Annotated in this window: 26 protein-coding genes; 11 read left to right on the forward strand and 15 right to left on the reverse strand. The window is 62.6% G+C overall.

What is annotated here, in order from left to right; translation table 11 throughout:
- The first annotated feature begins 94 nt into the window (after positions 1-94).
- Positions 95-949 carry an RNA polymerase sigma factor RpoH gene (gene rpoH / locus OSW16_RS01775; RefSeq protein ID WP_012312302.1) on the forward strand — a complete coding sequence of 285 codons (855 nt, stop codon included), beginning with the start codon at positions 95-97 and terminating at the stop codon, positions 947-949.
- A 111-nt stretch (positions 950-1,060) separates the two neighbouring features.
- Here rpoH and mtgA read toward each other — a convergent pair whose 3' ends face one another.
- Positions 1,061-1,771 carry a monofunctional biosynthetic peptidoglycan transglycosylase gene (gene mtgA, locus OSW16_RS01780; RefSeq protein WP_267824160.1) on the reverse strand — a complete coding sequence of 237 codons (711 nt, stop codon included), beginning with the start codon at positions 1,769-1,771 and terminating at the stop codon, positions 1,061-1,063.
- Positions 1,772-1,835: 64 nt separating this feature from the next.
- Between mtgA and OSW16_RS01785 the strand changes: the two genes are divergently transcribed.
- From OSW16_RS01785 to trmB, 4 genes are all read left to right on the forward strand, one after another.
- Positions 1,836-2,207 (forward strand): DUF423 domain-containing protein, encoded by a 372-nt coding sequence (locus OSW16_RS01785; RefSeq protein ID WP_241805082.1) that lies wholly within the window; start codon positions 1,836-1,838, stop codon positions 2,205-2,207.
- A 103-nt stretch (positions 2,208-2,310) separates the two neighbouring features.
- Positions 2,311-2,511, forward strand: a complete 201-nt coding sequence (gene thiS / locus OSW16_RS01790; RefSeq protein WP_012312305.1) for a sulfur carrier protein ThiS — start codon at positions 2,311-2,313, stop codon at positions 2,509-2,511.
- Positions 2,512-2,565: 54 nt separating this feature from the next.
- Complete coding sequence (locus OSW16_RS01795) at positions 2,566-3,360, forward strand: thiazole synthase (RefSeq protein ID WP_008092966.1); 795 nt, start codon at positions 2,566-2,568, stop codon at positions 3,358-3,360.
- 9 nt (positions 3,361-3,369) lie between these two features.
- Positions 3,370-4,092, forward strand: a complete 723-nt coding sequence (gene trmB, locus OSW16_RS01800) for a tRNA (guanosine(46)-N7)-methyltransferase TrmB (protein WP_241805083.1) — start codon at positions 3,370-3,372, stop codon at positions 4,090-4,092.
- Between the two features lie 167 nt (positions 4,093-4,259).
- Here the strand turns inward: trmB and OSW16_RS01805 are convergent, their stop codons facing one another.
- The 9 genes from OSW16_RS01805 to OSW16_RS01845 form a co-directional block, all read right to left on the reverse strand.
- Positions 4,260-4,586 carry a DUF3392 family protein gene (locus tag OSW16_RS01805; protein WP_241805084.1) on the reverse strand — a complete coding sequence of 109 codons (327 nt, stop codon included), beginning with the start codon at positions 4,584-4,586 and terminating at the stop codon, positions 4,260-4,262.
- 9 nt (positions 4,587-4,595) lie between these two features.
- Complete coding sequence (gene hemW / locus OSW16_RS01810; RefSeq protein ID WP_267820319.1) at positions 4,596-5,783, reverse strand: radical SAM family heme chaperone HemW; 1,188 nt, start codon at positions 5,781-5,783, stop codon at positions 4,596-4,598.
- Positions 5,780-6,376 (reverse strand): RdgB/HAM1 family non-canonical purine NTP pyrophosphatase, encoded by a 597-nt coding sequence (gene rdgB, locus OSW16_RS01815; protein WP_046787037.1) that lies wholly within the window; start codon positions 6,374-6,376, stop codon positions 5,780-5,782. The genes hemW and rdgB overlap by 4 nt, the downstream gene beginning before the upstream one ends.
- The gene (locus OSW16_RS01820) at positions 6,373-6,807 is read right to left on the reverse strand and encodes a DUF4426 domain-containing protein (protein ID WP_267820322.1); all 435 of its coding nucleotides are present in this window, start codon (positions 6,805-6,807) and stop codon (positions 6,373-6,375) included. The genes rdgB and OSW16_RS01820 overlap by 4 nt, the downstream gene beginning before the upstream one ends.
- A 22-nt stretch (positions 6,808-6,829) precedes the next feature.
- Entirely contained in the window at positions 6,830-7,450 is a 621-nt protein-coding gene (gene metW / locus OSW16_RS01825; protein WP_241805087.1) for a methionine biosynthesis protein MetW, read from the reverse strand.
- A 7-nt stretch (positions 7,451-7,457) separates the two neighbouring features.
- A complete protein-coding gene (gene metX / locus OSW16_RS01830; RefSeq protein ID WP_267820325.1) occupies positions 7,458-8,597 on the reverse strand; it encodes a homoserine O-succinyltransferase MetX in 1,140 nt (379 codons plus the stop codon).
- An 88-nt stretch (positions 8,598-8,685) separates the two neighbouring features.
- A complete protein-coding gene (locus OSW16_RS01835; RefSeq protein WP_012312312.1) occupies positions 8,686-9,276 on the reverse strand; it encodes a YggT family protein in 591 nt (196 codons plus the stop codon).
- A gap of 10 nt (positions 9,277-9,286) precedes the next feature.
- Positions 9,287-10,105, reverse strand: a complete 819-nt coding sequence (gene proC, locus OSW16_RS01840) for a pyrroline-5-carboxylate reductase (RefSeq protein ID WP_267820327.1) — start codon at positions 10,103-10,105, stop codon at positions 9,287-9,289.
- A gap of 38 nt (positions 10,106-10,143) precedes the next feature.
- A complete protein-coding gene (locus OSW16_RS01845; protein WP_267820329.1) occupies positions 10,144-10,830 on the reverse strand; it encodes a YggS family pyridoxal phosphate-dependent enzyme in 687 nt (228 codons plus the stop codon).
- Positions 10,831-10,895: 65 nt separating this feature from the next.
- Here OSW16_RS01845 and OSW16_RS01850 point away from each other — a divergent pair, with 65 nt between their 5' ends.
- Positions 10,896-11,894, forward strand: a complete 999-nt coding sequence (locus OSW16_RS01850) for a type IV pilus twitching motility protein PilT (RefSeq protein ID WP_267820331.1) — start codon at positions 10,896-10,898, stop codon at positions 11,892-11,894.
- Positions 11,895-11,929: 35 nt separating this feature from the next.
- On the opposite strand, the gene OSW16_RS01855 is transcribed toward OSW16_RS01850, so the two are convergent.
- Positions 11,930-12,556, reverse strand: a complete 627-nt coding sequence (locus OSW16_RS01855; protein WP_267820333.1) for a C40 family peptidase — start codon at positions 12,554-12,556, stop codon at positions 11,930-11,932.
- Positions 12,557-12,732: 176 nt separating this feature from the next.
- On the opposite strand from OSW16_RS01855, the gene OSW16_RS01860 reads away from it, so the two are divergent.
- Positions 12,733-13,152, forward strand: a complete 420-nt coding sequence (locus OSW16_RS01860; protein WP_267820335.1) for an NINE protein — start codon at positions 12,733-12,735, stop codon at positions 13,150-13,152.
- A 44-nt stretch (positions 13,153-13,196) separates the two neighbouring features.
- Here OSW16_RS01860 and OSW16_RS01865 read toward each other — a convergent pair whose 3' ends face one another.
- The 3 genes from OSW16_RS01865 to OSW16_RS01875 form a co-directional block, all read right to left on the reverse strand.
- Positions 13,197-13,895: an SPOR domain-containing protein gene (locus OSW16_RS01865; protein ID WP_267820337.1), complete on the reverse strand. Its 699-nt coding sequence runs from the start codon at positions 13,893-13,895 to the stop codon at positions 13,197-13,199.
- Between the two features lies 1 nt (position 13,896).
- On the reverse strand, positions 13,897-15,633 hold the full coding sequence (argS, locus tag OSW16_RS01870; protein ID WP_267820339.1) for an arginine--tRNA ligase: 1,737 nt from the start codon (positions 15,631-15,633) through the stop codon (positions 13,897-13,899).
- Positions 15,634-15,877: 244 nt separating this feature from the next.
- Positions 15,878-18,097 (reverse strand): primosomal protein N', encoded by a 2,220-nt coding sequence (locus OSW16_RS01875; RefSeq protein ID WP_267820341.1) that lies wholly within the window; start codon positions 18,095-18,097, stop codon positions 15,878-15,880.
- Positions 18,098-18,264: 167 nt separating this feature from the next.
- On the opposite strand from OSW16_RS01875, the gene rpmE reads away from it, so the two are divergent.
- The 4 genes from rpmE (at position 18,265) to OSW16_RS01895 (ending at position 21,017) form a co-directional block, all read left to right on the forward strand.
- The gene (gene rpmE / locus OSW16_RS01880; RefSeq protein WP_039603147.1) at positions 18,265-18,480 is read left to right on the forward strand and encodes a 50S ribosomal protein L31; all 216 of its coding nucleotides are present in this window, start codon (positions 18,265-18,267) and stop codon (positions 18,478-18,480) included.
- Between the two features lie 2 nt (positions 18,481-18,482).
- Positions 18,483-19,304 (forward strand): thermonuclease family protein, encoded by an 822-nt coding sequence (locus OSW16_RS01885; protein WP_267820345.1) that lies wholly within the window; start codon positions 18,483-18,485, stop codon positions 19,302-19,304.
- Positions 19,305-19,483: 179 nt separating this feature from the next.
- On the forward strand, positions 19,484-20,752 hold the full coding sequence (locus tag OSW16_RS01890; protein WP_241805102.1) for a malic enzyme-like NAD(P)-binding protein: 1,269 nt from the start codon (positions 19,484-19,486) through the stop codon (positions 20,750-20,752).
- Between the two features lie 28 nt (positions 20,753-20,780).
- Complete coding sequence (locus OSW16_RS01895; RefSeq protein ID WP_267820347.1) at positions 20,781-21,017, forward strand: hypothetical protein; 237 nt, start codon at positions 20,781-20,783, stop codon at positions 21,015-21,017.
- Positions 21,018-21,027: 10 nt separating this feature from the next.
- On the opposite strand, the gene OSW16_RS01900 is transcribed toward OSW16_RS01895, so the two are convergent.
- On the reverse strand, positions 21,028-23,481 hold the full coding sequence (locus tag OSW16_RS01900) for a penicillin-binding protein 1A (RefSeq protein WP_267820349.1): 2,454 nt from the start codon (positions 23,479-23,481) through the stop codon (positions 21,028-21,030).
- Positions 23,482-23,611: the final 130 nt, after the last annotated feature.

A 23,611-nucleotide genomic window follows, 5' to 3' on the forward strand; every position in this document is an offset into this window, starting at 1 on the left:
TGACAATTTTTCATTTTTGGAACTTGCACCTTGGTTCCAGGTCTATGTTGGCAGTGCTCACAAGGCACGAGTCTGGTAAGTCGGAGGTTCTTGAATGACCACATCGTTGCAACCTGCCTATGCCCTGGTTCCCGGTGCAAACCTGGAAGCCTATGTGCACACGGTCAACAGCATCCCGCTGCTGACTGTCGAGCAGGAGCGTGATCTGGCCGAGCGTCTCTATTATGAGCAGGATCTTGAGGCCGCTCGGCAAATGGTGATGGCCCACCTGCGCTTCGTCGTACATATCGCCCGTAGCTATGCTGGCTACGGCTTGGCCCAGGCCGACCTCATTCAGGAAGGCAACGTCGGCCTGATGAAAGCGGTCAAGCGCTTCAACCCGGAAATGGGTGTGCGTCTGGTGTCGTTCGCCGTGCACTGGATCAAGGCTGAAATCCACGAATTCATCCTGCGCAACTGGCGCATCGTCAAAGTGGCTACCACCAAGGCCCAGCGCAAGCTGTTCTTCAACCTGCGCAGCCAGAAGAAACGCCTGGCCTGGTTGAACAACGATGAAGTTCACCGCGTGGCCGAAAGCCTCGGCGTCGAACCGCGTGAAGTGCGTGAGATGGAAAGCCGCCTGAGTGGCCAGGACATGGCCTTCGACCCGGCAGCAGAGGCGGATGACGACAGCGCCTTCCAGTCGCCTGCACATTACCTGGAAGACCATCGCTACGATCCGGCTGTGCAGCTTGAAGATGCTGACTGGAGCGACAATTCCACCAGCAACCTGCATGAAGCCTTGCAGGGCCTGGACGAGCGTAGCCGCGACATTCTCTACCAGCGTTGGTTGGCTGAAGAGAAAGCCACATTGCATGAGCTGGCGGACAAGTACAGCGTTTCGGCTGAGCGTATTCGCCAGTTGGAAAAGAATGCAATGAACAAGGTAAAAGCGTTGATCGCAGCCTGATTGGCGCTTGATGCCTGAAAAAGCCGCTGACCCATAGCAGGGTGAGCGGCTTTTTTGTTCGTGCAGGTTTTACCGGCTTGTGGAAGGGGCAGTTAGAGCCCGCGTATCCATTCAGGGCTTGCGCGAAGCATCCAGTTGCATCAGGTAGCTCGGCCCACCCAGCTGGCTCATCTGCCGGCGAATCCAGCCTGCCCGGCTCGCCACGTAGGCGCTTGGCCGGCTGGCGCTCCACTTGATGGGGCTGGGCAGCACTGCAGCCAATTGAGCCGCCTGCTGGCGGCTCAGCCGACTTGCATCAATACCAAAGTGGTAGCGCGCCGCAGCTTGCGCACCGAACACCCCTTTGCCCCATTCGGCACTGTTCAGGTAGACCTCAAGGATCCGCTCTTTCGACCAGAACAGCTCGATCAGCGCCGTGAACCAGGCTTCCAGGCCCTTGCGCAGCCAACTGCGGCCCGGCCACAGGAACAAGTTTTTGGCCACTTGCTGGGTCAATGTGCTGGCACCCCGGACGCTGCCGCCGCGCTCGTTATAGGCCAGTGCCGCCTGGATGGCAGGGATGTCGAACCCCCAATGGTTGGCGAACTTCTGGTCCTCACCGGCGATGACCGCGACTTTGAGGTCGTCGGAAATATTCTCCCACGGCTGCCAGTCGCGCTGCAGGTCGATCGGCTCGCCACTGACCCACGACTGCACCTTGCGCTCGACCATCAATGCCGTGCCGGGAGGCGGCACCCAGCGGAACACCAGCACCAGTACGATGCTGCCGGCAGCGAACCAGAGCAGGGCGCGGGCGAGGCGGCGGAGTAGGGATGACAGCATGGCGATGGCTTGGCCGGACCGGTGGAACGGGCCATTATACAGACCCGATCCCAGGAGTCGTCCCATGCTTCGCACCTTCCTCATGCTCGCCGCCTTTTTTGGCTTTACCGGCGTCGGCCTGGGCGCATTCGCCGCCCACGGCCTGAAAAACCGTCTGAGCGCAGATTACCTGGCCATCTTCCAAACCGGGGTGACCTATCAACTGGTGCATGCCTTGGCAATCTTCGGTGTCGCGCTGCTCGCCGCGCACTTGCCGGGGCGCCTGGTTGGCTGGGCCGGTGGTCTGTTCGCCCTGGGCATCGTGCTGTTCTCCGGTAGCCTGTACCTGCTGACCCTGAGCGGGCTGGGCAAGCTTGGCATCATCACCCCTATCGGTGGCTTGTGCTTCCTGGCCGGCTGGCTCTGCCTGGGCATGGCGGCATGGCGCTTAGGCTGACCAAGCGGTCCACAATCACGACTAATGGCGTGCACTGCCCTTGGGTTAACGCGTTGATCGGCGCTAGAATGCTGGCCCCCAACGCACAATGGTGGCCGTGCGCATGCGCATTCAATTGAACGGTGAACCCTACGAATTGCCCGCTGGCGAAAGCGTCGCGGCGCTGCTGACCCGCCTGGAACTTACCGGGCGCCGGGTGGCAGTGGAATTGAACCTGGATATCGTGCCGCGCAGTCAGCACGACAGCACGCAGCTCAACGACGGCGACCAGGTCGAAGTGGTGCACGCCATTGGTGGCGGCTGATTCCGGCCTGGTGATTCACCTGCAAGCCCAGCAATCTATTCCAGAGGATCTCTGATGAGCAACGTTCGTAGCGACAAGCCCTTTACCCTGGCCGGGCGCACTTTCCAGTCGCGCCTGCTGGTTGGCACCGGCAAGTACCGTGACATGGAAGAAACCCGCCTGGCCATCGAGGCCTCGGGCGCTGAAATCGTCACTGTCGCCGTGCGCCGCACCAACCTCGGCCAGAACCCGGGCGAGCCGAACCTGCTCGACGTGTTGCCGCCGGACCGCTACACCATTTTGCCGAACACCGCCGGCTGCTATGACGCCGTCGAAGCGGTGCGCACCTGCCGTCTGGCCCGTGAATTGCTCGATGGCCATAACCTGGTCAAGCTGGAAGTCCTGGCAGACCAGAAGACTTTGTTCCCCAACGTGATCGAAACCCTCAAGGCCGCCGAAGTGCTGGTCAAGGACGGCTTCGACGTGATGGTCTACACCAGCGATGACCCGATCATCGCTCGTCAACTGGCCGAAGCAGGCTGCATCGCGGTGATGCCGCTGGCCGGCCTTATCGGCACTGGCCTGGGCATCTGCAACCCGTACAACCTGCAGATCATCCTGGAAGAATCCAAGGTGCCGGTGCTGGTCGATGCCGGCGTGGGTACTGCCTCCGATGCCACCATCGCCATGGAAATGGGCTGTGAAGCGGTGCTGATGAACTCGGCCATCGCCCACGCCCAGCAGCCGGTGCTGATGGCCGAGGCCATGAAACACGCAATCGTCGCCGGGCGCATGGCCTACCTGGCCGGGCGCATGCCGAAGAAACTCTATGCCAGCGCGTCTTCGCCGCTGGATGGTCTGATCAAGTAAGAGCTACTGATGACTGAATCGCAAGATACGCCGATCACCACCGACGGCGAAGCGCGCCCACACCGCCGCATCAAGAGTTTCGTGATGCGCGCCGGGCGCATGACCGAAGGCCAGCAACGTGGCCTGGACCAGGGTGGCCCGCTTTATATCCTGCCGCTGGCCGACAGTCCGGTGGACTACGACCAGGTGTTCGGCCGCTCGGCGCCGCGCACCCTGGAGATCGGCTTCGGCATGGGCCATTCCCTGTTGGAAATGGCCGCTGCCGCACCTGAACAAGACTTCATCGGTGTTGAAGTGCACCGCCCAGGTGTGGGTGCACTGCTGAACGGCGTGCTGACCGAAGGCCTGAAGAACCTGCGGGTCTACGATTGCGACGCCATCGAAGTGCTCAACCGCTGCGTGGCCGATAACAGCCTCGACCGCTTGATGCTGTTCTTCCCCGACCCATGGCACAAGGCGCGCCACCACAAGCGCCGTATCGTGCAGCTGGAGTTCGCCGAGCTGGTGCGTCGCAAGCTCAAGCCGGGTGGCGTATTCCATATGGCCACCGACTGGGAACCGTATGCCGAATACATGCTGGAAGTGATGAGCGCGGCTCCGGGATACCGCAACCTGGCAGCGGACGGGGCTTATGTACCGCGTCCCGAAGAACGTCCCATCACCAAGTTCGAGCGCCGTGGTGAGCGCTTGGGCCATGGGGTTTGGGATTTGAAGTTCGAGAAGGTCGATTGATTGGCCGTTTGAGCCTTTCGATTGTGCGCTGATCTGCCTGTGCAAGCCCTTCGGGGCTTGTTTGCATTCAAGGCCCGGGGTGATTTCATGCGGATCACTTCGGCGCACCCTGTATGGGCAGCCCAGTGGTAGGGCTGCCCTGATGCCGGGGCAGCGTCCAGTGAGCGTTATCCCCGCCGATCAGCGACCACGCCAATCAACACCAGCACCACCAACAGCACCGGCGCCAACGCGTAGTTGTTGAACTGGCTCAGGCCCCTCACCACCCACGGCGTGGCATAGATCAACGCCGCGCCGCTGCCGATCATCACCAGCAGCGCCATGAACGGCACCCGCAGGGCTCCTGCCAGGCCGCCCAGCCGTTGTTCCACCCAGCCCTTGATGTCGGTACCAAACAGCACCAGCAGGCAGCCTACCAAGGCCAGCGAAATCTCAGACAGGTTGCTACGGCTCCAGCGGGAAACCGTTGCCAGCAGGTCAAGTACCAGATCCATGGGTCATCCTTAGGTCAAGAAATACTGCAGCAGGTCATTGAGGAACAACTGGCCGCGGGGCGTGGCCACCAACCGATCCGGTTCGACCTGCAAAAGGCCTTTTTGTTCGGCGGCGCGGCGGGCCTCAGCCAGCTGTGCCAGTGGCAGGCCGGTACGCTGGCTGAACATCTGGGCTTCCACGCCATCGGTCAGGCGCAGGGCGTTCATCAGGAACTCGAACGGCAGTTCGTCCACCGGCAGCAGCTTCTCGCCAGCCTTGAACGGCTTGGCCAGGTTCAGGTAGTCCTTGGGCAGGCGGGTCTTCCAGGTGCGCAGGATGCGCCCATCGGCAAAGGTCAGCTTGCCGTGGGCGCCAGCGCCGATGCCGATGAAATCGCCAAAGCGCCAGTAGTTGAGGTTGTGCTTGGCGGCACGCCCAGCCTGGGCATAGGCCGAAACCTCGTACTGCTTGTAGCCGTGGGCCGCCATCAGGGCCTGGCCAGCCTCCTGGATGTCCCAAAGGATGTCGTCCTCGGGCAGTTCCGGTGGCTGGTTCCAGAACACCGTGTTTGGCTCCACGGTCAGTTGGTACCAGGACAGGTGCGTCGGCCCCAGGTCGATGGCCTGGCGCAGGTCGCCCAGCGCATCGTCCAGCGACTGATCGGGCAGGCCGTGCATCAGGTCCATGTTGAAGTTGTCGAAGCCGGCTGCCCGGGCCATGCCCGCTGCGCGGATCGCTTCGTCGCCATTGTGGATGCGCCCGAGCGCTTGCAGTTTGGCCGGCTGGAAGCTCTGCACGCCAATCGACAGGCGATTGATGCCCGTTTGCCGGTACGCCTTGAACTTCTCCTGCTCGAACGTCCCTGGGTTGGCTTCCAGCGTGATTTCAATGTCCGGGGCGAAGGGGATGCGTTGCTCCACGCCGCGCAGCAGCCTGCCGAGGGCATGGGCGCTGAACAGGCTCGGAGTGCCGCCGCCGAAGAAGATCGACGAAATCGGCCTCCCCTGAACCGCTGGCAGCTCTTGGTCGAGGTCGGTCAGCAGGGCATCGACATAGGCCTCTTCCGGAAGCTCAGGCCCGGCCGCGTGGGAGTTGAAGTCGCAGTACGGGCATTTGCGTACGCACCACGGAATGTGGATGTACAGCGCCAAAGGCGGCAGCGTGGCGAAACCCGCCACGCCAGGCTGGCGCGGCTGGGTGGGCAGCACTTCGATCATGCCAGGCCCAGACGTTGGCGCAGCAGGACCATGGCCCGCGCGCGGTGGCTGAGCTGGTTCTTGTCGGCAGGCGCGAGATCGGCGCTCGAGCAGTTGCGCTCAGGCACCCAGAACAGCGGGTCATAGCCAAACCCTTGATCGCCGCTGGCTTCGAACATGATGCGCCCATGCCACAGGCCTTCGCAGAGGATGGGCAGTGGGTCGTCGGCATGGCGTACCAGCGCCAGCACACAGACGAACTGGGCGCCGCGCTGATCTTGCGGGACATCCTTGAGTGCTTCGAGCAGTTTGGCGTTGTTTGCTGCATCGCCCTTACCGTCGGCATAACGCGCCGAGTAGATGCCTGGCGCGCCGCCGAGAAAGTCGACCGCCAGCCCGGAGTCGTCGGCCAGCGCCGGCAACCCGGAAATGCGTGCGGCATTACGCGCCTTGAGGATGGCGTTTTCGACGAACGACAGGCCGGTTTCTTCCGGCTCTACCTGGCTGAACTCACCGATCGAGCGCAGTTGTACAGTCTGGCCGAGCATGGCCTGAAGTTCCTTGAGTTTGCCGGCATTGTGGCTGGCCAATACGAGTTGCTGGAGATTCATCATTCGCCTGGGAACACTTCCTGGTTGAAGCTGAGTTTATGACTGATCCCGCCGGTTTCGACATTCAGGTCGAAGGTCAGCGTCTCGGCCTGGTCGATCTTGAACTGGGCGATATAGTAGATCGCGCCGCGATCGGTGATTTGCTTGAACGATAACGGGTTGCTGCGCCCGGTGAGGTCTTTCACCGTGCCGCTGACCACCGCCATGGCGGGTTTGCTGGCCTTGAGCACGGCAATGTTGAGCACCCCCTGATTCTTGCTGCGTACAAGCCCAGTGGCGGCGGCAATGTCCGGCTGCAGCATGCTGGAGGTGAAGGCGCTGTAGTGCACCGTCACGTCGCCGAACACCTCCTTGCGCTCGGCTTTGGCGGCATCGGCCGCCAGTGCCGGCAGCGCCAGGCACAGGCTGATCAGGAACAGGGCTAGGCGACGCATGGGGCGATTCCTCTGCTGGGCGTCAGACCGCGAGCGGGTGCTCCTGCAGGCCTGGGCTACTGACGCGGTAGATGCCGATTTCCCCTAACAGATTAGGCCAAAGCCGGCCGCCCCACCCGTTGCGGTGCAAGTGGTCGACGGCCAGGCGGTCCAGGACTTTGGCGCGGCGCTCATGGCACAGCTGTTCGAAGTCGGCGAATGTGCAGAAGTGGATGTTCGGCGTGTTGTACCAGGTGTACGGCATGAAGTCCGAAACCGGCATGCGGCCTTTGGTTGCCAGGTACCAGCGGCAACGCCAGTGGCCGAAGTTCGGGAAGGTGATGATGCACTGGCGGCCCACCCGAAGCATCTCGTCGAGAATGCGGTCGGGGTACTCCACGGCCTGCAGGGCCTGGGTCATGATCACAACGTCGAAGCTGTTGCTGGCGAAGTTGCCCAGGCCTTTGTCCAGGTCCTGTTCGATGACGTTGACGCCTTTGGCCACGCACGCGGCGATGTTGTCGGGGTCGATTTCCAGCCCGTAGCCTGTAACCTGCTTGCGGTCACGCAGCGAAGCCAGCAGCTCGCCACTGCCGCAGCCCAGGTCGAGTACCCGGCTGCCGGCGGGAATCCAGTCGTGGATGATTTCCAGATCGGCTCTCATGCTGTCCTCAGATGGCGATGCGGTTCATGTAGTTCGCGAAACCCTGCATGTAGCGAGGCGTGGGAATCAGGAAGGCATCGTGCCCGTAAGGGGAATCGATCTCCAGGTAACAGACGTTCTTGCGTGCCGCCATCAGGGCATTGACGATCTCACGCGAGCGAGCCGGCGAGAACCGCCAGTCGGTGGTGAACGACATGATGCAGTAGTCGGCTGTGACGTGGGCCAGGGTCGCGGCCAGGTCGCCGCCATTGGCTGCCGCCGGGTCGAAGTAGTCCAGCGCCTTGGTCATCAGCAGGTAGGTGTTGGCGTCGAAGCGCCCGGAGAACTCTTCGCCCTGATAGCGCAGGTAGCTCTCTACCTGGAATTCCACGCTGTGGAAGTCGTAATTGAGCTTGTCGCTCTTGAGCTCCCGGCCAAACTTTTCACCCATCGAGTCGTCGGACAGGTAGGTGATATGCCCGACCATGCGCGCCAGCATCAGACCACGCTTGGGGATCACGCCCTGGTCCTGGAACGAGCCGCCGTGGAATTCAGGGTCGGTGAGGATGGCCTGGCGCGCCACTTCGTTGAAGGCGATGTTCTGCGCCGACAACTTAGGTGCCGAGGCAATGTCGACGCAATGGCGCACGCGGTCGGGGTAGGTCATGGTCCACTGCAGGGCCTGCATGCCGCCGAGGCTTCCGCCGACGATGGCCGCCCACTGCTGGATGCCCAGGCGATCGGCCAGGCGTGCCTGGCTGTGTACCCAGTCTTCGACGGTCAATACCGGGAAATCGGCGCCATACGGCTTGCCGGTGGCGGGGTTGACGCTGCTGGGGCCAGTGCTGCCGTTGCAGCCACCGAGGTTGTTCAGGCTGACCACGAAGAAACGGTTGGTGTCGATCGGCTTGCCGGGGCCGATGCAGCTGTCCCACCAGCCGGGCTTGCGGTCGGTGGCAGCGTGGTAGCCGGCCGCGTGATGGTGGCCAGACAGCGCATGGCAGATCAGCACAGCATTGCTGGCGTTGGTATTGAGGGTGCCATAGGTCTCGTAGACCAGCTCGTAGCTGGCCAGGGAGCGGCCACAGGCCAAGGCCAGCGGTTCATCGAACCGGGCTATTTGCGGTGTAACCAGACCGACGGAATCTTCGGGAAGGACAGTGGACATCGACCCTGCTCACGCTTGACGGAGGCGTAAGTCTAAAGAGCGCTACCCCCAGCGGCAAGCAAAGGCTTGCCGCTGAGAACAACAGGGGTCAGATCATCCGCCACAGTTCCTGCGGCATGCCGGCATAGGCTGCCAGCGGGGGCATGACGAACGATTGCAGCACCTGGATCGCGATGAAGGCGAAGATCGGCGAAATGTCCATGCCGCCCAGGTTGGGTACGATGCGGCGGAACGGCGCCAGCACGGGTTCGCTGATCTGGTAGGCCAGCTCGGCCGCTGGGTTGTGGCTGTTCGGCGCCACCCAGGACACGATCACCATGACGATCATCGCGACCCAGAAAATCTTCAGGAACAGCGAGGTGATGCCGATGATCGCCCACATCAGCAGGTGCAGCACATCACCGAAGGTGCCGTAGGTCACCATCAGCACGAAGCCCATCAGCAGAGCCTGGATCACCACTGCCAGCAGCAGCGACGAGGTATCCAGGCCGCCGACGCTTGGGATGATGCGACGGATCGGCTTGAGCAGCGGTTGCGTGGCGCGCACCGCGAATTGGCACAGCGGGTTGTAGAAGTTGGCCTTTACCAGCTGTAGCACGAAACGCAGCAGGACGATCACCAGGTACAGGCTGACCAGGGTTTGCACCACGAAGATCGCGGCGCCGGACAATGCATTCATCTAAGACTCCTTATTTGCCCAATTGCTCGGCCAGCTCGGCAGAACGCTTCGCTGCGGCGGCCAGTGCCTGCTCGACAATGGCTTCGAAACCGTTGCTCTGGAACGACTTGATCGCGGCCTCTGTGGTGCCGGCTGGCGAAGTGACCCGGCGGCGCAGCTCGGCGGCGTCAACGTCGCTGGCCACCGCCATGTGCGCGGCACCCAGTGCGGTCTGCAGGGTCAGCTGGGTAGCGGTTTCGCGTGGCAGACCAAGCTTCTCGCCGGCGGCAGTCATGGCTTCGATCAGCAGGAAGAAATAGGCCGGACCGCTGCCCGAAACCGCTGTCACGGCATCGAGCTGGTGTTCGTGCTCAAGCCACAAGGCGGTGCCCACGGCCGATAGCAGCTGCTCGGCCTGCTGGTGCTGTGTGCTGGTGACTTCGGCGGTGGCATACAGCCCGCTGACGCCTTGGCGCAGCAGGGCCGGCGTGTTGGGCATGCAACGTACCACCGGGCGGGCGCCTAGCCAGGCCTGAAGGCTGGCGCAGGTGATGCCGGCGGCAATCGAAACGATCAGTTGGCCATCCTGCAGGTTCGGCTGCAGGGCCTCGCAGACGGTTTTCATCACCTGCGGTTTGACTGCCAGGACGATCACGTCGGCCCCGGCGGTGGCTTGTGCGTTGTCTTCGAATACCTCGATACCGTGCTCGGCCTGGACCCGGGTGCGGGTTTCGGCGCCTGGATCGCTGGCGCGGATCTGCGTGGCGTCCAGGCCTTGGGCGCGCAGGCCGCCGATCAGGCTGGCAGCCATGTTGCCGGCGCCGATGAAAGCAATACGTGTCTTGCTCATGTCAGGTCCTTGAGGGAAAGAGTGAGTAAAGCATGGAATCAGACGGGGCCGTAGCTGCGGGCCCCGAACAGGGCGGTGCCGATACGCACCCAGGTCGCACCCTGCGCGATGGCGGCTTCCAAGTCATGGCTCATGCCCATGGACAGGGTATCAAGGCCAAGATTCAGGCCCTCCTGCAGCTGGCGCAGGCTGGCAAAGGCGGCTTCTTGCTCGGCGCGGTCTTCGCTGGGTTCGGGGATGGCCATCAGCCCGCGCAGGCGCAGGTTGGGCAGTGTGGCCACGGCATTGGCCAGGCCCGGCAAGTCCTCGGGCGCATAGCCCGATTTGCTGGCCTCGCCGCTGACATTCACCTGCAGGCAGATGTTCAGTGGCGGCAGGCTGGGTGGGCGCTGTTCAGACAGGCGTTGGGCGATCTTCAGGCGGTCCACGGAGTGTACCCAGTCGAAATGCTCGGCAATGGCTTTGGTCTTGTTCGACTGAATGGGGCCGATGAAGTGCCAGATCAAGGGCAAGTCCTGCAGGTCCTGCTGTTTGGCCAGGGCTTCCTGCAGGTAGTTCTCACCGAAATCGCATACCCCTGCGGCATGCAGCTCGCGGATGGCACTGGCCGGTTTGGTCTTGCTGACTGCCAGCAACGTGAGGCTGGCCGGGTCGCGCCCAGCCGCCTTGGCTGCGCTATCGATACGGGCGGCAAGGGCGCGAAGGTTGTCTGCTATGGTGGACATGGATCGATGCCGTTGGCTCAGGAGTCAGCGGCATTCTACCTGCTTGATGGCCGTTGGGGAGTCTCATGGACGTGACTGACCTGTTGGCTCGGGCTGGCGATGCAGGGGCGAGCGACCTGCACCTGGCCGCGGGCGAGATACCGATGCTGCGCGTGGAGGGTGAACTGCGGCGCATGGCGCTACCGAGCATGACGCCTTTGGCGTTGACCAATGCCCTGGCGCCGCTGCTCGATGAGCGCCGGCGCCAGCAGTGGGCGCAAGGTGACGAGCAGGACCTGGCACTGGAACTGCCCCCGCTTGGGCGCTTTCGCCTGAACCTGTTTCGCCAGTTGAATGGCCCGGCGGCCACCTTTCGCTTGATCCCGAAGCGGATCGCGACACTCGACGAGCTCGACCTTGAAGATGTGTTTCGTTCTGTTGCGCAGTGGACTGACGGCCTGATTCTGCTCGGTGGGCCTACCGGCAGTGGTAAGTCCAGCACGTTGGCGGCGCTGGTCGATCAGCTGAACCGGCAGCGGCCCTTGCACATCATCACCCTCGAAGACCCTGTCGAAGTTATCCACAGCAGCCAGCGAAGCCTGGTCAATCAGCGTGAGATCGGTCGACACTGCCGCGATTTTTCCCAAGGGTTGCGCAGCGCCTTGCGTCAGGACCCGGACGTGATCGTCATAGGCGAATTGCGCGACCTGGAGACGATTCGCCTGGCGTTGCGGGCTTCGGAGACCGGGCACCTGGTGTTGGCAACCGTACATACGCGCTCGGCTGCCGGTAGTGTCGACCGGCTGGTGGACGTGTTTGCCGCCGAGGAGAAACCGCTGGTGCGGGCGATGTTGGCGGAGTCATTGCGCATGGTGGTTGCGCAGGTGCTGGTCAAGCGTGCGGGGGGCGGGCGGGTGGCAGCCCGGGAGGTGCTGGTGGGTACGTCTGCGGTGCGCAACCTCATCCGCGAGGGGCGCATGGCGCAATTGAATTCGGTGATGCAGGCGGGTGCTGCGCAGGGTATGCGCACGATGGAGGGGGCATTGCAGCGATTGAAGGCGCAGGGATTGATCGGGGCCGTGTAGCGGTGGCCCCAGCAATCGATGGGTCGCCTGGCAGGTCAGCGCTTGGCCAGAGCCAACTGCTGCGGCTGCTTCGGCAGCACCCGCTTGGCCACGACGTAATGCTTCTGCCAGTAAGGCTTGCTCAGGTTGTCGATGCTCACCCGCTTGCCGCGGCGCGGTGCGTGGATGAAGCGATCGTTGCCCAGGTAGATGGCGACGTGGTTGACGCGGCGGCTCTTGATGTTGAAAAAGATCAGGTCGCCAGGCTTCAGGTCGCTTTTGGCCACCTTCACGCCGTGGCCCTTGGCCATGGCATTGGAGGTGCGCGGCAGGTCGACGTCAGCCACCTCGTTGAAGGCATACTTGACCAGCCCGCTGCAATCGAACCCTTTTTTAGGGCTGCTGCCGCCCCAAACATAAGGTGTGCCGAGCACATTCACGGCGCGGCTAAGCACGTCGCTGCTCTGTTTCGGCGACATGGCGGCGACCGGCAGGTTGTGCACCTGGCCAGCGTTAGTGGCGCGTGCACGCATCGCGATGTGCTTGCTCGGTGCGCGTTTCACCGTGGCATTGGTGGTATAGCCGGTGAAACCATTTGGAAGACGTTGCTCACGGTTGGTGGCGTGGGCGGCCAGGGGCAATAATAGGCAGAGGGTCAGCCATGTCTTTAACAAAGGCGGCATAGATGAAGCTCTTGTGAAGTTTTAATAGTGGTTTTGGTGTTGGCGCGCAACTTTATAACAGCTTTTCGATCAATTTTTGATCCGTTGGTCGATTGTCATGTTGCCGTACGTCGGCCTGCCGCGAAAAAGTCACATTTTTTTTTAGAAAATTTTCGGCTAACCCATGGGGGCTATGAATGAACAGTTATGAACACGGGGCGCCGTTTCACGACACCCACAGCAAGGTCATTGGCTACCTGTTGTGGATTTTCGGCTTCACCGGCTCGCACCGCTTCTACTACGGCAAGCCGATCACCGGGACCATTTGGTTCTTCACGCTGGGCTTGCTGGGCATAGGCTGGCTGATCGACCTGTTCCTGATCCCGTCGATGGACCGGGAGGCCGACTTACGCTTCCAGTCTGGGCGCATCGACTACAACATTGCCTGGGTACTGCTGACCTTCCTCGGCATTTTTGGCGTGCATCGCCTGTACCAGGGCAAGTGGATCACCGCGATCATCTACTTCTTTACCGGTGGCCTGTTCCTGGTGGGTGTGCTGTATGACTTCTGGACGCTGAACGGCCAGATTTCCCAGGCCAACGCCGAGCGCCGTTGAGCACAAAAAAGGCCTTGTCACGCTGAGCGACAAGGCCTTTTTCGTTACTGGCGGGTCTGCCGCTGCTGCAGTAGCAGGTTGCTGAACCCTGCGCCGGCCAGTTGCTTCTGCGCACCGGTCAACTGCTCGCGGTTGCTGTAGGGGCCGACCAGCACGCGGTACCAGGTTTCATCCTTGACCGTGCCTGATTCCACCTTCACCGTCTGGCCCAGCAGGATGATCTGCGCCCGCACCCTGTCGGCGTCAGCCTGCTTGCGGAACGAGCCCGCCTGAAGGAAGTACTGCGTGGTGGCTGCAGGTTTGATCACTGGTGGCGCCGGCGGTGGCGTCTGGCCCAGCAGTGCGGCCTGGGCGCGCGCAGTGTCGATTTTCGCCGCTTCGGCAGGTGTGACCGGGGTCACCGGCTGGGCTGGGACAGGCGGCGTCTTCTCAGGCACGGCTTCTGGCGGCACGATCACTTCCGACTCGGGCAGCAGGGTGTAGAAGTCATACTTGGGCTTTACCGGCTGCTGCGTCGTGGCCGTCGCGGTCTTGCCCGCTTCGGCCACTTTCGCGGGCTTCTGCTGATCGGGCTGGGCGCGCTTGATGTCGCCGCCCCCAGGCTCGAGCTTCATCAGGAAGACGATGAAGGCGCCGACCGTCAGGCCGACTGCCAGCCATATCCAGCCGGGAATCGGCTGTTTGGCCGGTGCCTGGGTGCGGCTTGCGCCGCGCTTCGGAGCTGGTTTTTTCTTGGCAGCCAACTTACATGCGCTCCAGGGTTTCCAGGCCGAGCAGCTCCAGACCTTGCTTCAGGGTGCGCCCCGTCAGGGCCGCCAGGCGCAGGCGGCTCTGCTGTTGCTCGGGGGTTTCGGCGGCGAGGATCGGGCAATTCTCGTAGAAGCTGGAGAACAGGCCGGCCAGGTCGTACAGGTAGGTGCACAACACGTGCGGGGTGCCTTTCTCGGCAACGTTGTTGAGGACTTCACCGAACTGCGCCAGGCGTGCAGCCAGGTCCTGCTCGTGGGCAGCCTGCAGCACGATGTGGCCATCCACCTCGTCAAAGCCCTTGCCCAGCTTGCGGAACACGCCGGCCACGCGGGTGTAGGCGTACAGCAGGTAAGGCGCGGTATTGCCTTCGAAGTTGAGCATCAGCTCGAAGTTGAAGCTGTAGTCGCTGGTACGGTGCTTCGACAGGTCTGCGTATTTCACCGCGCCGATACCGACCACTTCACCGATGCGGCGCAGTTCGTCCTCGGCCAGGCTCGGGTTTTTCTCCTTGACCAGGGCGTAGGCACGGTCCTTGGCCTCGGTGAGCAGGTCGATCAGCTTCACGGTGCCGCCATCGCGGGTCTTGAATGGGCGGCCATCGGCGCCGTTCATGGTGCCGAAGCCCATGTGTTCCATCTGCATCGGGTGGCCGACGAAACCGGCGCGGCGCGCCACTTCGAACACCTGGTTGAAATGCAGGGCCTGGCGTTGATCGACGAAGTACAGCGCGCGGTCGGCCTTGAGCACATTGCTGCGATAGCGCACGGCTGCCAGGTCGGTGGTGGCGTACAGGTAGCCGCCGTCGGCCTTCTGGACGATCACGGGCAACGGCTCGCCTTCGCTGTTCTTGAACTCTTCGAGGAACACGCACTGGGCGCCTTGGTCCTCGACCAGCAGGCCTTTGGCCTTGAGGTCGGCCACCACGTTGGCGAGGTCGGCGTTGTAGGCGCTTTCGCCCATCACGTCGGCCATGGTCAGTTTGACGTTGAGCAGCTCGTAGGTTTTCTGGCAGTGCGACAGTGAAATGTCCTTGAAGCGCGTCCACAGCGCCATGCACTCGGGGTCGCCGGCCTGCAGCTTGACCACCAGGCCTCGGGCGCGAGTGGCGAAATCCTCGGACTCGTCGAAGCGCTTCTTGGCCGCGCGGTAGAAGTTTTCCAGATCAGACAGCTCGTCGCTGGTGATCGGGTTTTCTTCCAGATAGGCCAGCAGCATGCCGAACTGAGTACCCCAGTCGCCCACGTGGTTCTGGCGGATGACCTCATCACCCAGGAACTCCAGGACGCGGGCGACGCTGTCACCGATGATGGTCGAGCGCAGGTGCCCGACGTGCATCTCCTTGGCCAGGTTCGGCGCCGATAGGTCGATCACGACCTTCTGCGTAGGGCCAGCCTTGCGCGCACCCAGGTGTGCATCGGCCAGGGCGGCATCCAGGCGGTTGGCCAGGGCGTCGGTGTTCTGGAAGAAGTTGAGGAAACCTGGGCCGGCGATCTCGACCTTGCTGATGTCGCTACTGGCCGGCAGGGCTGCAATCAGCTTTTCGGCCAGGTCGCGTGGTTTCATGCCGGCCGGCTTGGCCAGCATCATCGCGATGTTGCTGGCGAAGTCGCCGTGGGTCTTGTCCCGGGCGTTTTCCACCTGGATCGCCGGCGACAGCCCTTCAGGCAGCACACCGTCGGTGACGAGTTGGGTGAGGGCTTGCTGGATCAGCTGGCGAATGGTGTCTTTCATTGGGATCTCTTTTCGACCGCTAGCGCGGAGGAGCGCCTGGGTGCGCAGGTGGAAAAACTGGGCATTATCCGTTGCTGGGCTCGGGTTGCCAAGCTTCAAGCTTCAAGCCGCAAGCCGCAAGCCGCAAGCCGCAAGCCGCAAGCCGCAAGCCGCAAGCCGCAAGCCTCAAGCTGCAAGCTGCAAGAAAAAGCGCGATCGCCACCGGCCTGCTCTTGCTTGCCGCTTGCAGCTTGCCGCTTGCCGCTCAATAGAGGTCAACCGGGTCGACATCCAGCGACCAGCGTACTTGCCGGCCGCCTGGAAGCTGCTCCAGCACCAGTAGCCAGGCACTGATCAGACGATGCAGTGGTGCCCGGGTTTCGGCCTGTATCAATAGCTGCGCACGGAAGCGCCCGGCTTTGCGCTCCATCGGAGCAGGCACCGGGCCCAACAGTTCAATGCCAGGCAAGTGTTGCTCCGTCACCAGGCGCTGCGCTGCGCTGCAGGCTTCGTCCAAGAAGCCTTCGGCCTGCCCGGGCTTGTGCGCTTCGGCGCGCAGCAGGGCAAGGTGGGAATACGGTGGCAGGCCGGCGGCGCGGCGTTCGTCCAGGGCCTGTTCGGCAAAGGCGAAATAGCCTTGCTCGGTCAACTGCACCAACAGCGGGTGGTCGGCCAGGTGCGTCTGGATGACCACCTTGCCGGGCTCCTCGGCACGCCCGGCGCGCCCGGCCACCTGCACGATCAGTTGTGCCATGCGCTCGGTGGCGCGGAAGTCACCAGAGAACAGCCCGCCATCGGCATCGAGAATCGCGACCAAGGTAACCCGGGGGAAGTGATGCCCCTTGGCCAGCATCTGCGTCCCGACCAGGATGCTCGGCTGGCCGCGCTGGATGGTGCTGAACAAATTGTGCATGGCGTCCTTGCGGGCCGTGCTGTCGCGGTCGACCCGCAGGATCGGGTAATCGGGGAACAAGACCTTCAGGCGTTCCTCGGCGCGCTCGGTACCTGCACCTACCGGGCGCAAGTCGACATGGTTGCACTTGGGGCACTGGTGCGGCAGGCGTTCGTCGTAGCCGCAATGGTGGCAGCGCAGTACGCCGGCGCGCTGATGCACGGTCATGCGCGCATCGCAGCGCGGGCATTCGCTGAGCCAGCCGCAGTCGTGGCACAGCAGCGTCGGGGCGAAGCCACGGCGGTTGAGGAAAACCAGCACTTGCTGGCCTGCTTCCAGTGTCTGGCGGATGGCCTGTTGCAGCGGGCCGCTGATGCCGCTGTCCAGCGGCAGGCTTTTCACATCCAGGCGTAGCATGCGTGGTGGGCGCGCGCCTCCGGCGCGCTGGTTCATGCGCAGCAGGCGGTAGCGACCGGTCAGGGCATTGTGCAGGGTTTCCAGCGACGGGGTGGCCGAGCCGAGCAGGATCGGGATGTTTTCCTGGTGCGCGCGCACCATCGCCAGGTCGCGGGCGTGGTAGCGCAGGCCTTCCTGCTGTTTATAGGAGCCGTCATGCTCCTCGTCGATGATGATCAGGCCCGGGTTCTTCATCGGCGTGAACAGCGCCGAACGCGTGCCGATGATGATATCGGCCTCGCCATCTCGCGCCGCCAGCCAGGCGTCGAGGCGTTCGCGGTCATTGACGGCCGAATGCACCAGGGCGATGCGTGCGTTGAAACGCTGTTCGAAACGCGCCAGGGTTTGCGGGCCGAGGTTGATTTCCGGGATCAGCACCAGCGCCTGCTTTCCAGCCTCCAGGGTTTCGCGGATCAGTTGCAGGTAGACCTCGGTCTTGCCGCTGCCGGTAACGCCAGCCAGCAGAAACGCATTGAAGCCGTCAAAGCCATCGCGCACGGCCTCGAAGGCCACTCGCTGCTCTTCGTTTAGCGGCAGTTCCGGCTGGGCCAGCCAGTGCTCATGGCGCTGTTCCGGCAGGTGACGGCGTGTTTCGAGCTGAACCAGGTCCTTGGCCAGTAACAGGTCAAGGCTGTCCTTGTTGAGGTTGAGCTTGCTCAGCAGGCTGTGCGCGACGCCGTGCGGGTGCTGCGCCAGCGTTCTGAGAGCGTCCCGCTGGCGCGGTGCGCGGGCGATGCGCGGGTCTTCCAGGCGGGCGCCTGGGGCCACGTGCCAGAAGCGCTCCTGGCGCATCTCGGCCGGCTCGCCTTGGCGCAGCAAGGTCGGCAAAGCCCAGCTCAGGGTGTCGCCGAGGCTGTGCTGGTAGTATTGGGCTGTCCACAGGCACAGCTTGAACAGCGGTGCAGGGACCGGTGAAACCGGGTCGAGCAGGGCGCTGGCCGGCTTCAGCTTGTCGGCAGGGACCTCGCTGTGGTCGCAGACCTCCACCAGCACGCCGATCATCTCGCGGCGGCCGAACGGCACGCGGATGCGCATTCCGGGGGTCAGTGCCTGGCGCGCCATGCTCGCCGGCGCCCTGTAATCGAACAGGCGACGCAGGGGGGAAGGCAGGGCAAGGCGTAGAATGACGTCGGACACGCGTAAGGTCTCGCAGGGCGTTTCAAAGACTGGCGAGCCTAGCAGACGACAGTCGGTGCAAGCGACAACTTGCGTCGAGGCGGCGCTCTGGTATTATTCCCCGCCTAATTACGTGCGGTATTCAACAATTGGTGTTGGGTGGCGGCACGCAGCTCGAGGAAGTGACCATGAAAGCTGATATTCATCCGAACTACGAAGCAGTTGCTGTGACCTGCAGCTGCGGCAACAAATTCGAAACCCGTTCGACCCTGGGCAACACCCTGGCGATCGACGTTTGCAACCTGTGCCACCCGTTCTACACCGGTAAGCAGAAAGTGCTGGACACCGGTGGCCGCGTTCAGCGCTTCGCCGATCGCTTCGGTATGTTCGGTACCAAGAAGTAATCATGCGCATGGCGAACCCTTCGGGTTTCGCGTTGTTGCTGAAAAAGGCGCCCCTTGTGGGCGCCTTTTTTGTGGGCGCTCTTTGGCAGATGTCGGCCCTGGCGTTTTGCCCGTTGCCGGACGGGCCGCAGAGCGCGGCGGTGCGCCAGGTGGTCGATGGCGACACGCTGCGCCTTACCGACGGTCGCAGTGTGCGCATGATTGGCATCAACGCCCCGGAGGTCGGGCGTAAGGGGCGCGCCAGCGAGCCTTTTGCAGTGACTGCCAAGCAGCGTTTGCAAGCGCTGGTCAAGGCCAGCGACGGCCGTGTCTGGTTGGTGCCCGGCGTCGAGCCCAAGGACAAGTATGGGCGGACCCTGGCGCACGTTTACGCCCGCAATGGCGACAATCTTGAAGCGCGGTTGCTTAGCGAGGGGCTTGGTTACCGCGTCGCGGTTGCGCCCAATGTGCGCCTGGTGGCCTGCCAACAGCTGGCCGAGCAATCAGCGCGCAAGGCAGGCGCTGGCCTTTGGCGCAGTTCACCGGTGCTGCGCGCCAGCCAGGTCCGCCAGTCGGGCTTTGCGGTGATCGGCGGCAGTATTCGCAATATTGCGCGCAATCGTGGTGGCATCTGGCTGGAGCTGGAAACCGACGTGGTGTTGCAGGTTCCCGCTCGTCTGCAACGCAACTTCCCCGCCGGCTTCTTCGATAACCTCAAAGGACGCCAGGTCGAGGCGCGTGGCTGGGTGCTGGATCGTTCCCGCAAGGGTGGGCTCAAGCCGGGGCAGCGACGCTGGGTGTTACCAATCACCGATCCGAGCATGCTTGAACGTATTTCGAGCTGAAAAGATGTAGACATTTCGCTGTTAGATTGTACACACTGTAGTTCGAATGCCCCCGTGTGTTATAGCGTAAAGTCTTAGGCTAAAGGCCTTGACACAAGTGACCGGCCAGTCTTGTGGCTCCCCGGCTCTTTGCGTATCCTCGGCGGTCCGTCAGAACAGTAAATAGCGGAATGCCCACCATGTCAGACCTGAAAACCGCCGCTCTCGAATACCACGCTCAACCTCGTCCGGGGAAACTGAGCGTCGAGCTCTCCAAGCCCACTGCCACCGCCCGTGATCTCGCCCTGGCCTACAGCCCAGGCGTTGCAGAACCGGTGCGTGAAATTGGCCGTGATCCTGAGCTGGCCTACAAATACACTGGCAAGGGCAACCTTGTTGCAGTTATTTCTGATGGCACCGCCATCCTCGGTCTGGGTGACCTTGGCCCACTGGCTTCCAAGCCGGTCATGGAAGGCAAGGGCGTTCTGTTCAAGCGTTTCGCCGGTATCGACGTATTCGATATCGAAGTCGAGTCGGAAAGCCCGCAAGCGTTCATCGACACCGTTCGCCGCATCTCGATCACCTTCGGTGGCATCAACCTCGAAGACATCAAGGCGCCAGAGTGCTTCGAGATCGAGCGCACCCTGATCGAGCAGTGCGACATCCCTGTGTTCCACGATGACCAGCACGGCACCGCTATCGTTACCGCGGCCGGCATGATCAACGCCCTGGAAATCGCGGGCAAGAAGCTTGAAGACGCCAAGATCGTCTGCCTGGGGGCTGGCGCTGCCGCCATCTCTTGCATGAAGCTGCTGGTCAGCATGGGTGCCAAGGTCGAAAACATCTTCATGATCGACCGCAGCGGCGTTATCCACGCTGGCCGTGACGATCTGAACCAGTACAAGGCCCAGTTCGCTCACGCTACCGACAAGCGCACCCTGGCTGATGCACTGGACGGCGCCGATGTATTCGTTGGCCTGTCCGGCCCGAACCTGCTGAGCGCGGAAGGCCTGAAGTCGATGGCTGCCAACCCGATCGTGTTCGCCTGCTCGAACCCGGACCCGGAGATCTCGCCAGAGCTGGCTCATGCCACCCGCAGCGACGTGATCATGGCGACCGGTCGTTCCGACTACCCGAACCAAGTCAACAACGTGCTGGGCTTCCCGTTCATCTTCCGTGGTGCCCTGGACGTTCGCGCCAAGCGTATCAACGAAGAAATGAAGATCGCCGCAGCCATCGCACTGAAGGACCTGGCCAAGCTGCCGGTGCCTAAGGAAGTTTGCGAAGCCTATGGCGTGGAAGGCCTGGAGTTCGGTCGTGAGTACATCATTCCGAAGCCACTGGACGCCCGCCTGATCACCGTCGTTTCCGATGCCGTAGCCAAGGCTGCCATCGAATCCGGCGTAGCTACCCTGCCATATCCGAAGCACTACCCGCTCAACAGCGTGGACGAAGTGTTCAACGGCTGAAGCAAGGCGCAAAAAAGAACCGGCTCAAATGAGCCGGTTTTTTTTTGCTTCGAGCTGCAAGCTGCAAGCTGCAAGCTTCAAGCTGCAAGCTACAAGCCTGACCGCGTCAGCATTGACTGGCGCGGTGGGTCAGTCAGCCGAGAACAGCTTGCCGCTTGCCGCTTGCAGCTTGCAGCTCAAGATACAAGCTACAAGCCTGACCGCGTCAGCATTGACTGGCGCGGTGGGTCAGTCAGCCGAGAACAGCTTGCCGCTTGCCGCTTGAGGCTTGCCGCTTAAAACAGATCCATGGGCGCCGCTTCGTCGGCTGGGAGGGGGCTGCCCGGGGCTGCTCCGTTGCCGAGTTCGTCAACCGAGGGGGGCGAATCTTCAGCTTTGAACAGCTCGAAATAGGCGTTAGGCGTGCTCGGGGAGGCGGCGCGGCCGCTCACCGGGTCGACCCGCAGGCTGAGGATGCCTTCCGGTTCTGCAGGCGGATGGTTGGGTTTGTCCTTGAGCGCCGCGCCCATGAAGCTCATCCAGATCGGCAGTGCAGCCGTCCCGCCATATTCGCGGCGGCCCAGGGTTTCCGGCTGGTCGAAACCTACCCACACGGTAGTGACGTAATCGGCATTGTAGCCAGAGAACCAGGCATCCTTGGACTCGTTGGTGGTGCCGGTCTTGCCCGCCAGGTCCGTACGGCCCAAGGCCAGGGCACGGCGCCCGGTGCCGCGTTTGATTACGTCCTGCAGCATGCTGGTCAGGATATAGGTGGTACGGCCATCGATGATCTGCTCGGCGGTTACCGGCACTTGTGGAGCAGGGGCCGGCTGGTTCGCAGCCGACTGCCCCTCACCTGGCAGCGACGCCGTGCTGATCGGTTGCTCTGGTGCAGCGAGGCCCGCATCGTCCTCGGCGCCCTGCGGCACGCGCGCAGGGTTGGCGGTGAACAGCGTCTCACCGTTGCGGCTCTCGATGCGCTCGATCAGGTACGGGTTGATCTTGTAACCACCGTTGGCGAAGGTGCTCCAGCCGGTGGCGATTTCCATCGGCGTCAGGGTCGCGGTGCCCAATGCCAGCGAAAGGTTGGGCGGCAAGTCCTGCTTGTTGAAGCCGAACTTGGTGATGTAGTCGATGGTGCGGCCTACGCCCATGGCCTGCAGCAGGCGGATCGATACCAGGTTGCGCGACTTGTACAGCGCTTCGCGCATACGAATCGGGCCGAGGAAGGTGTTGGTGTCATTCTTGGGCCGCCATTCCTTGTCCAGGGATTCGTCGACGAACACGATCGGCGCGTCGTTGACCAAGCTGGAGGCGGTATACCCGCTGTCCAGTGCCGCACTATAGATGAAGGGCTTGAAGCTCGAACCGGGCTGGCGCTTGGCCTGCATGGCGCGGTTGTAGTTGCTCTGCTCGAACGAGAAGCCGCCAACCAGTGCACGAATGGCGCCGTTGTAAGGGTCCAGCGTGATCAGCGCGCTCTGCGCTGCCGGCACCTGGCTGAATTTGAGTGTGCCGTCGTCCAGGCGCTGCACGCGTATCAGGTCGCCGACCTGGGCCACATCCGCCGGCGATTGTGGCGCCCGGCCCTGAGCATTGCTATTGATGAACGGCCGCGCCCACTTCATGGTGTCCCAGGCGATGTCTTCTTCCTTGCCGCCACGGGTCAGCACCTTCAGGCCACTCTTCTCGACCTGGGTGACGATGGCCGGTTCCAGCCCGCCCAAGGTGCGCTGCTTGTTCAATTCCTGCAGCCAGGCAGCCTGGCCTTTGCCCGGGAAGCGCGATTCAGGGCCGCGGTAGCCGTGGCGCTCATCATAATCGGACAGGCCACCGTGAACGGCCTTGTTGGCCATTTCCTGCATGTCGCTCGGCACGGTGGTGGTGACGCGGAAGCCCTCGGTATACGCCTCGCTGCCATAGCGGCCGACCATTTCAGCCCGGGCCATCTCGGCGATGTAGGGCGCATTCACCTCTGGTGCCGATACGTGGTAGCTGGCGTTGAGCGGTTCGGCCAGGGCGGCCTGGTAGCTCGCCTCGTCGATCTTGCCGAGCTTGTACATGCGGCCCAGGATCCAGTCGCGGCGCTCTTTTGCGCGCGCCGGGTTGGCCAGAGGGTTGAAGCGCGACGGCGCCTTGGGCAGGCCAGCGATCATCGCCATCTGCGCCAGGCTCACGTCACGGATCGACTTGCCATAGTAAACCTGTGCGGCAGCGTCGATGCCGTAGGCGCGGTTGCCCAGGTAGATCTTGTTCACGTACAGCTCAAGGATCTCGTCCTTGGTCAGTTCGCGCTCGATCTGCAGGGCCAGCAGAATCTCGTTGGTCTTGCGCGAGAAGCTGCGCTCGCTGGTGAGGAAGTAGTTCTTCGCCACCTGCATGGTAATTGTGCTGCCGCCGGTCTGTATGTGACCGGTTTTCACCAGTTGGGTCGCGGCGCGCATCAGGCTGCCCGGGTCGACGCCGTAGTGATTGAGGAAATTGTCGTCCTCGGCTGACAGAAGCGCCTGTATGAATTGCGGGGGAATGTCCGCGAAGCGGATGGGCGAGCGGCGCATTTCGCCAAATTCAGCGATCAGCTTGCCATCGCTGCTGTACACCCTCAGGGGTATCTGCAACTGGATGCTTCTGAGCGAATCGACCGACGGCAGGTTGGGGCTAAGATACAGAAACGCACCGCTCACACCGAGTACGAGCGCGCAGATGACTGCGACGAAAGACCACCAGAAGAACTTCAGCAGGCGTATCAAGGCTTTTGGGTGTCCAGGTTGAGGGGTGAGTTGCGCACGGAGCCGGCGGACGAAAAAACGCTGGGCATTATAAGCATTTTTCGCCTCGCCGGGTGACCGGCCGGGCAGCCCGCTGCACCGTCTGGCCATC

Origin of the sequence: Pseudomonas putida (assembly GCF_026625125.1) — a bacterium.
GTDB classification, from domain to species: domain Bacteria; phylum Pseudomonadota; class Gammaproteobacteria; order Pseudomonadales; family Pseudomonadaceae; genus Aquipseudomonas; species Aquipseudomonas putida_X.

Coding starts and splice junctions, on each gene's coding strand:
- OSW16_RS01820 (WP_267820322.1), bottom strand. CDS start 6,807: ATGCGTCGCCTAGCCCTGTTCCTGATCAGCCTGTGCCTGGCGCTGCCG.
- OSW16_RS01850 (WP_267820331.1), top strand. CDS start 10,896: ATGGACGTGACTGACCTGTTGGCTCGGGCTGGCGATGCAGGGGCGAGC.
- thiS (WP_012312305.1), top strand. CDS start 2,311: ATGCGCATTCAATTGAACGGTGAACCCTACGAATTGCCCGCTGGCGAA.
- OSW16_RS01855 (WP_267820333.1), bottom strand. CDS start 12,556: ATGCCGCCTTTGTTAAAGACATGGCTGACCCTCTGCCTATTATTGCCC.
- OSW16_RS01805 (WP_241805084.1), bottom strand. CDS start 4,586: ATGGATCTGGTACTTGACCTGCTGGCAACGGTTTCCCGCTGGAGCCGT.
- OSW16_RS01890 (WP_241805102.1), top strand. CDS start 19,484: ATGTCAGACCTGAAAACCGCCGCTCTCGAATACCACGCTCAACCTCGT.
- rpoH (WP_012312302.1), top strand. CDS start 95: ATGACCACATCGTTGCAACCTGCCTATGCCCTGGTTCCCGGTGCAAAC.
- OSW16_RS01795 (WP_008092966.1), top strand. CDS start 2,566: ATGAGCAACGTTCGTAGCGACAAGCCCTTTACCCTGGCCGGGCGCACT.
- argS (WP_267820339.1), bottom strand. CDS start 15,633: ATGAAAGACACCATTCGCCAGCTGATCCAGCAAGCCCTCACCCAACTC.
- OSW16_RS01835 (WP_012312312.1), bottom strand. CDS start 9,276: ATGAATGCATTGTCCGGCGCCGCGATCTTCGTGGTGCAAACCCTGGTC.
- hemW (WP_267820319.1), bottom strand. CDS start 5,783: ATGATCGAAGTGCTGCCCACCCAGCCGCGCCAGCCTGGCGTGGCGGGT.
- OSW16_RS01885 (WP_267820345.1), top strand. CDS start 18,483: ATGCGCATGGCGAACCCTTCGGGTTTCGCGTTGTTGCTGAAAAAGGCG.
- rpmE (WP_039603147.1), top strand. CDS start 18,265: ATGAAAGCTGATATTCATCCGAACTACGAAGCAGTTGCTGTGACCTGC.
- OSW16_RS01860 (WP_267820335.1), top strand. CDS start 12,733: ATGAACAGTTATGAACACGGGGCGCCGTTTCACGACACCCACAGCAAG.
- mtgA (WP_267824160.1), bottom strand. CDS start 1,771: ATGCTGTCATCCCTACTCCGCCGCCTCGCCCGCGCCCTGCTCTGGTTC.
- OSW16_RS01895 (WP_267820347.1), top strand. CDS start 20,781: ATGAGCCGGTTTTTTTTTGCTTCGAGCTGCAAGCTGCAAGCTGCAAGC.
- metW (WP_241805087.1), bottom strand. CDS start 7,450: ATGAGAGCCGATCTGGAAATCATCCACGACTGGATTCCCGCCGGCAGC.
- OSW16_RS01845 (WP_267820329.1), bottom strand. CDS start 10,830: ATGTCCACCATAGCAGACAACCTTCGCGCCCTTGCCGCCCGTATCGAT.
- rdgB (WP_046787037.1), bottom strand. CDS start 6,376: ATGATGAATCTCCAGCAACTCGTATTGGCCAGCCACAATGCCGGCAAA.
- metX (WP_267820325.1), bottom strand. CDS start 8,597: ATGTCCACTGTCCTTCCCGAAGATTCCGTCGGTCTGGTTACACCGCAA.
- trmB (WP_241805083.1), top strand. CDS start 3,370: ATGACTGAATCGCAAGATACGCCGATCACCACCGACGGCGAAGCGCGC.
- proC (WP_267820327.1), bottom strand. CDS start 10,105: ATGAGCAAGACACGTATTGCTTTCATCGGCGCCGGCAACATGGCTGCC.
- OSW16_RS01785 (WP_241805082.1), top strand. CDS start 1,836: ATGCTTCGCACCTTCCTCATGCTCGCCGCCTTTTTTGGCTTTACCGGC.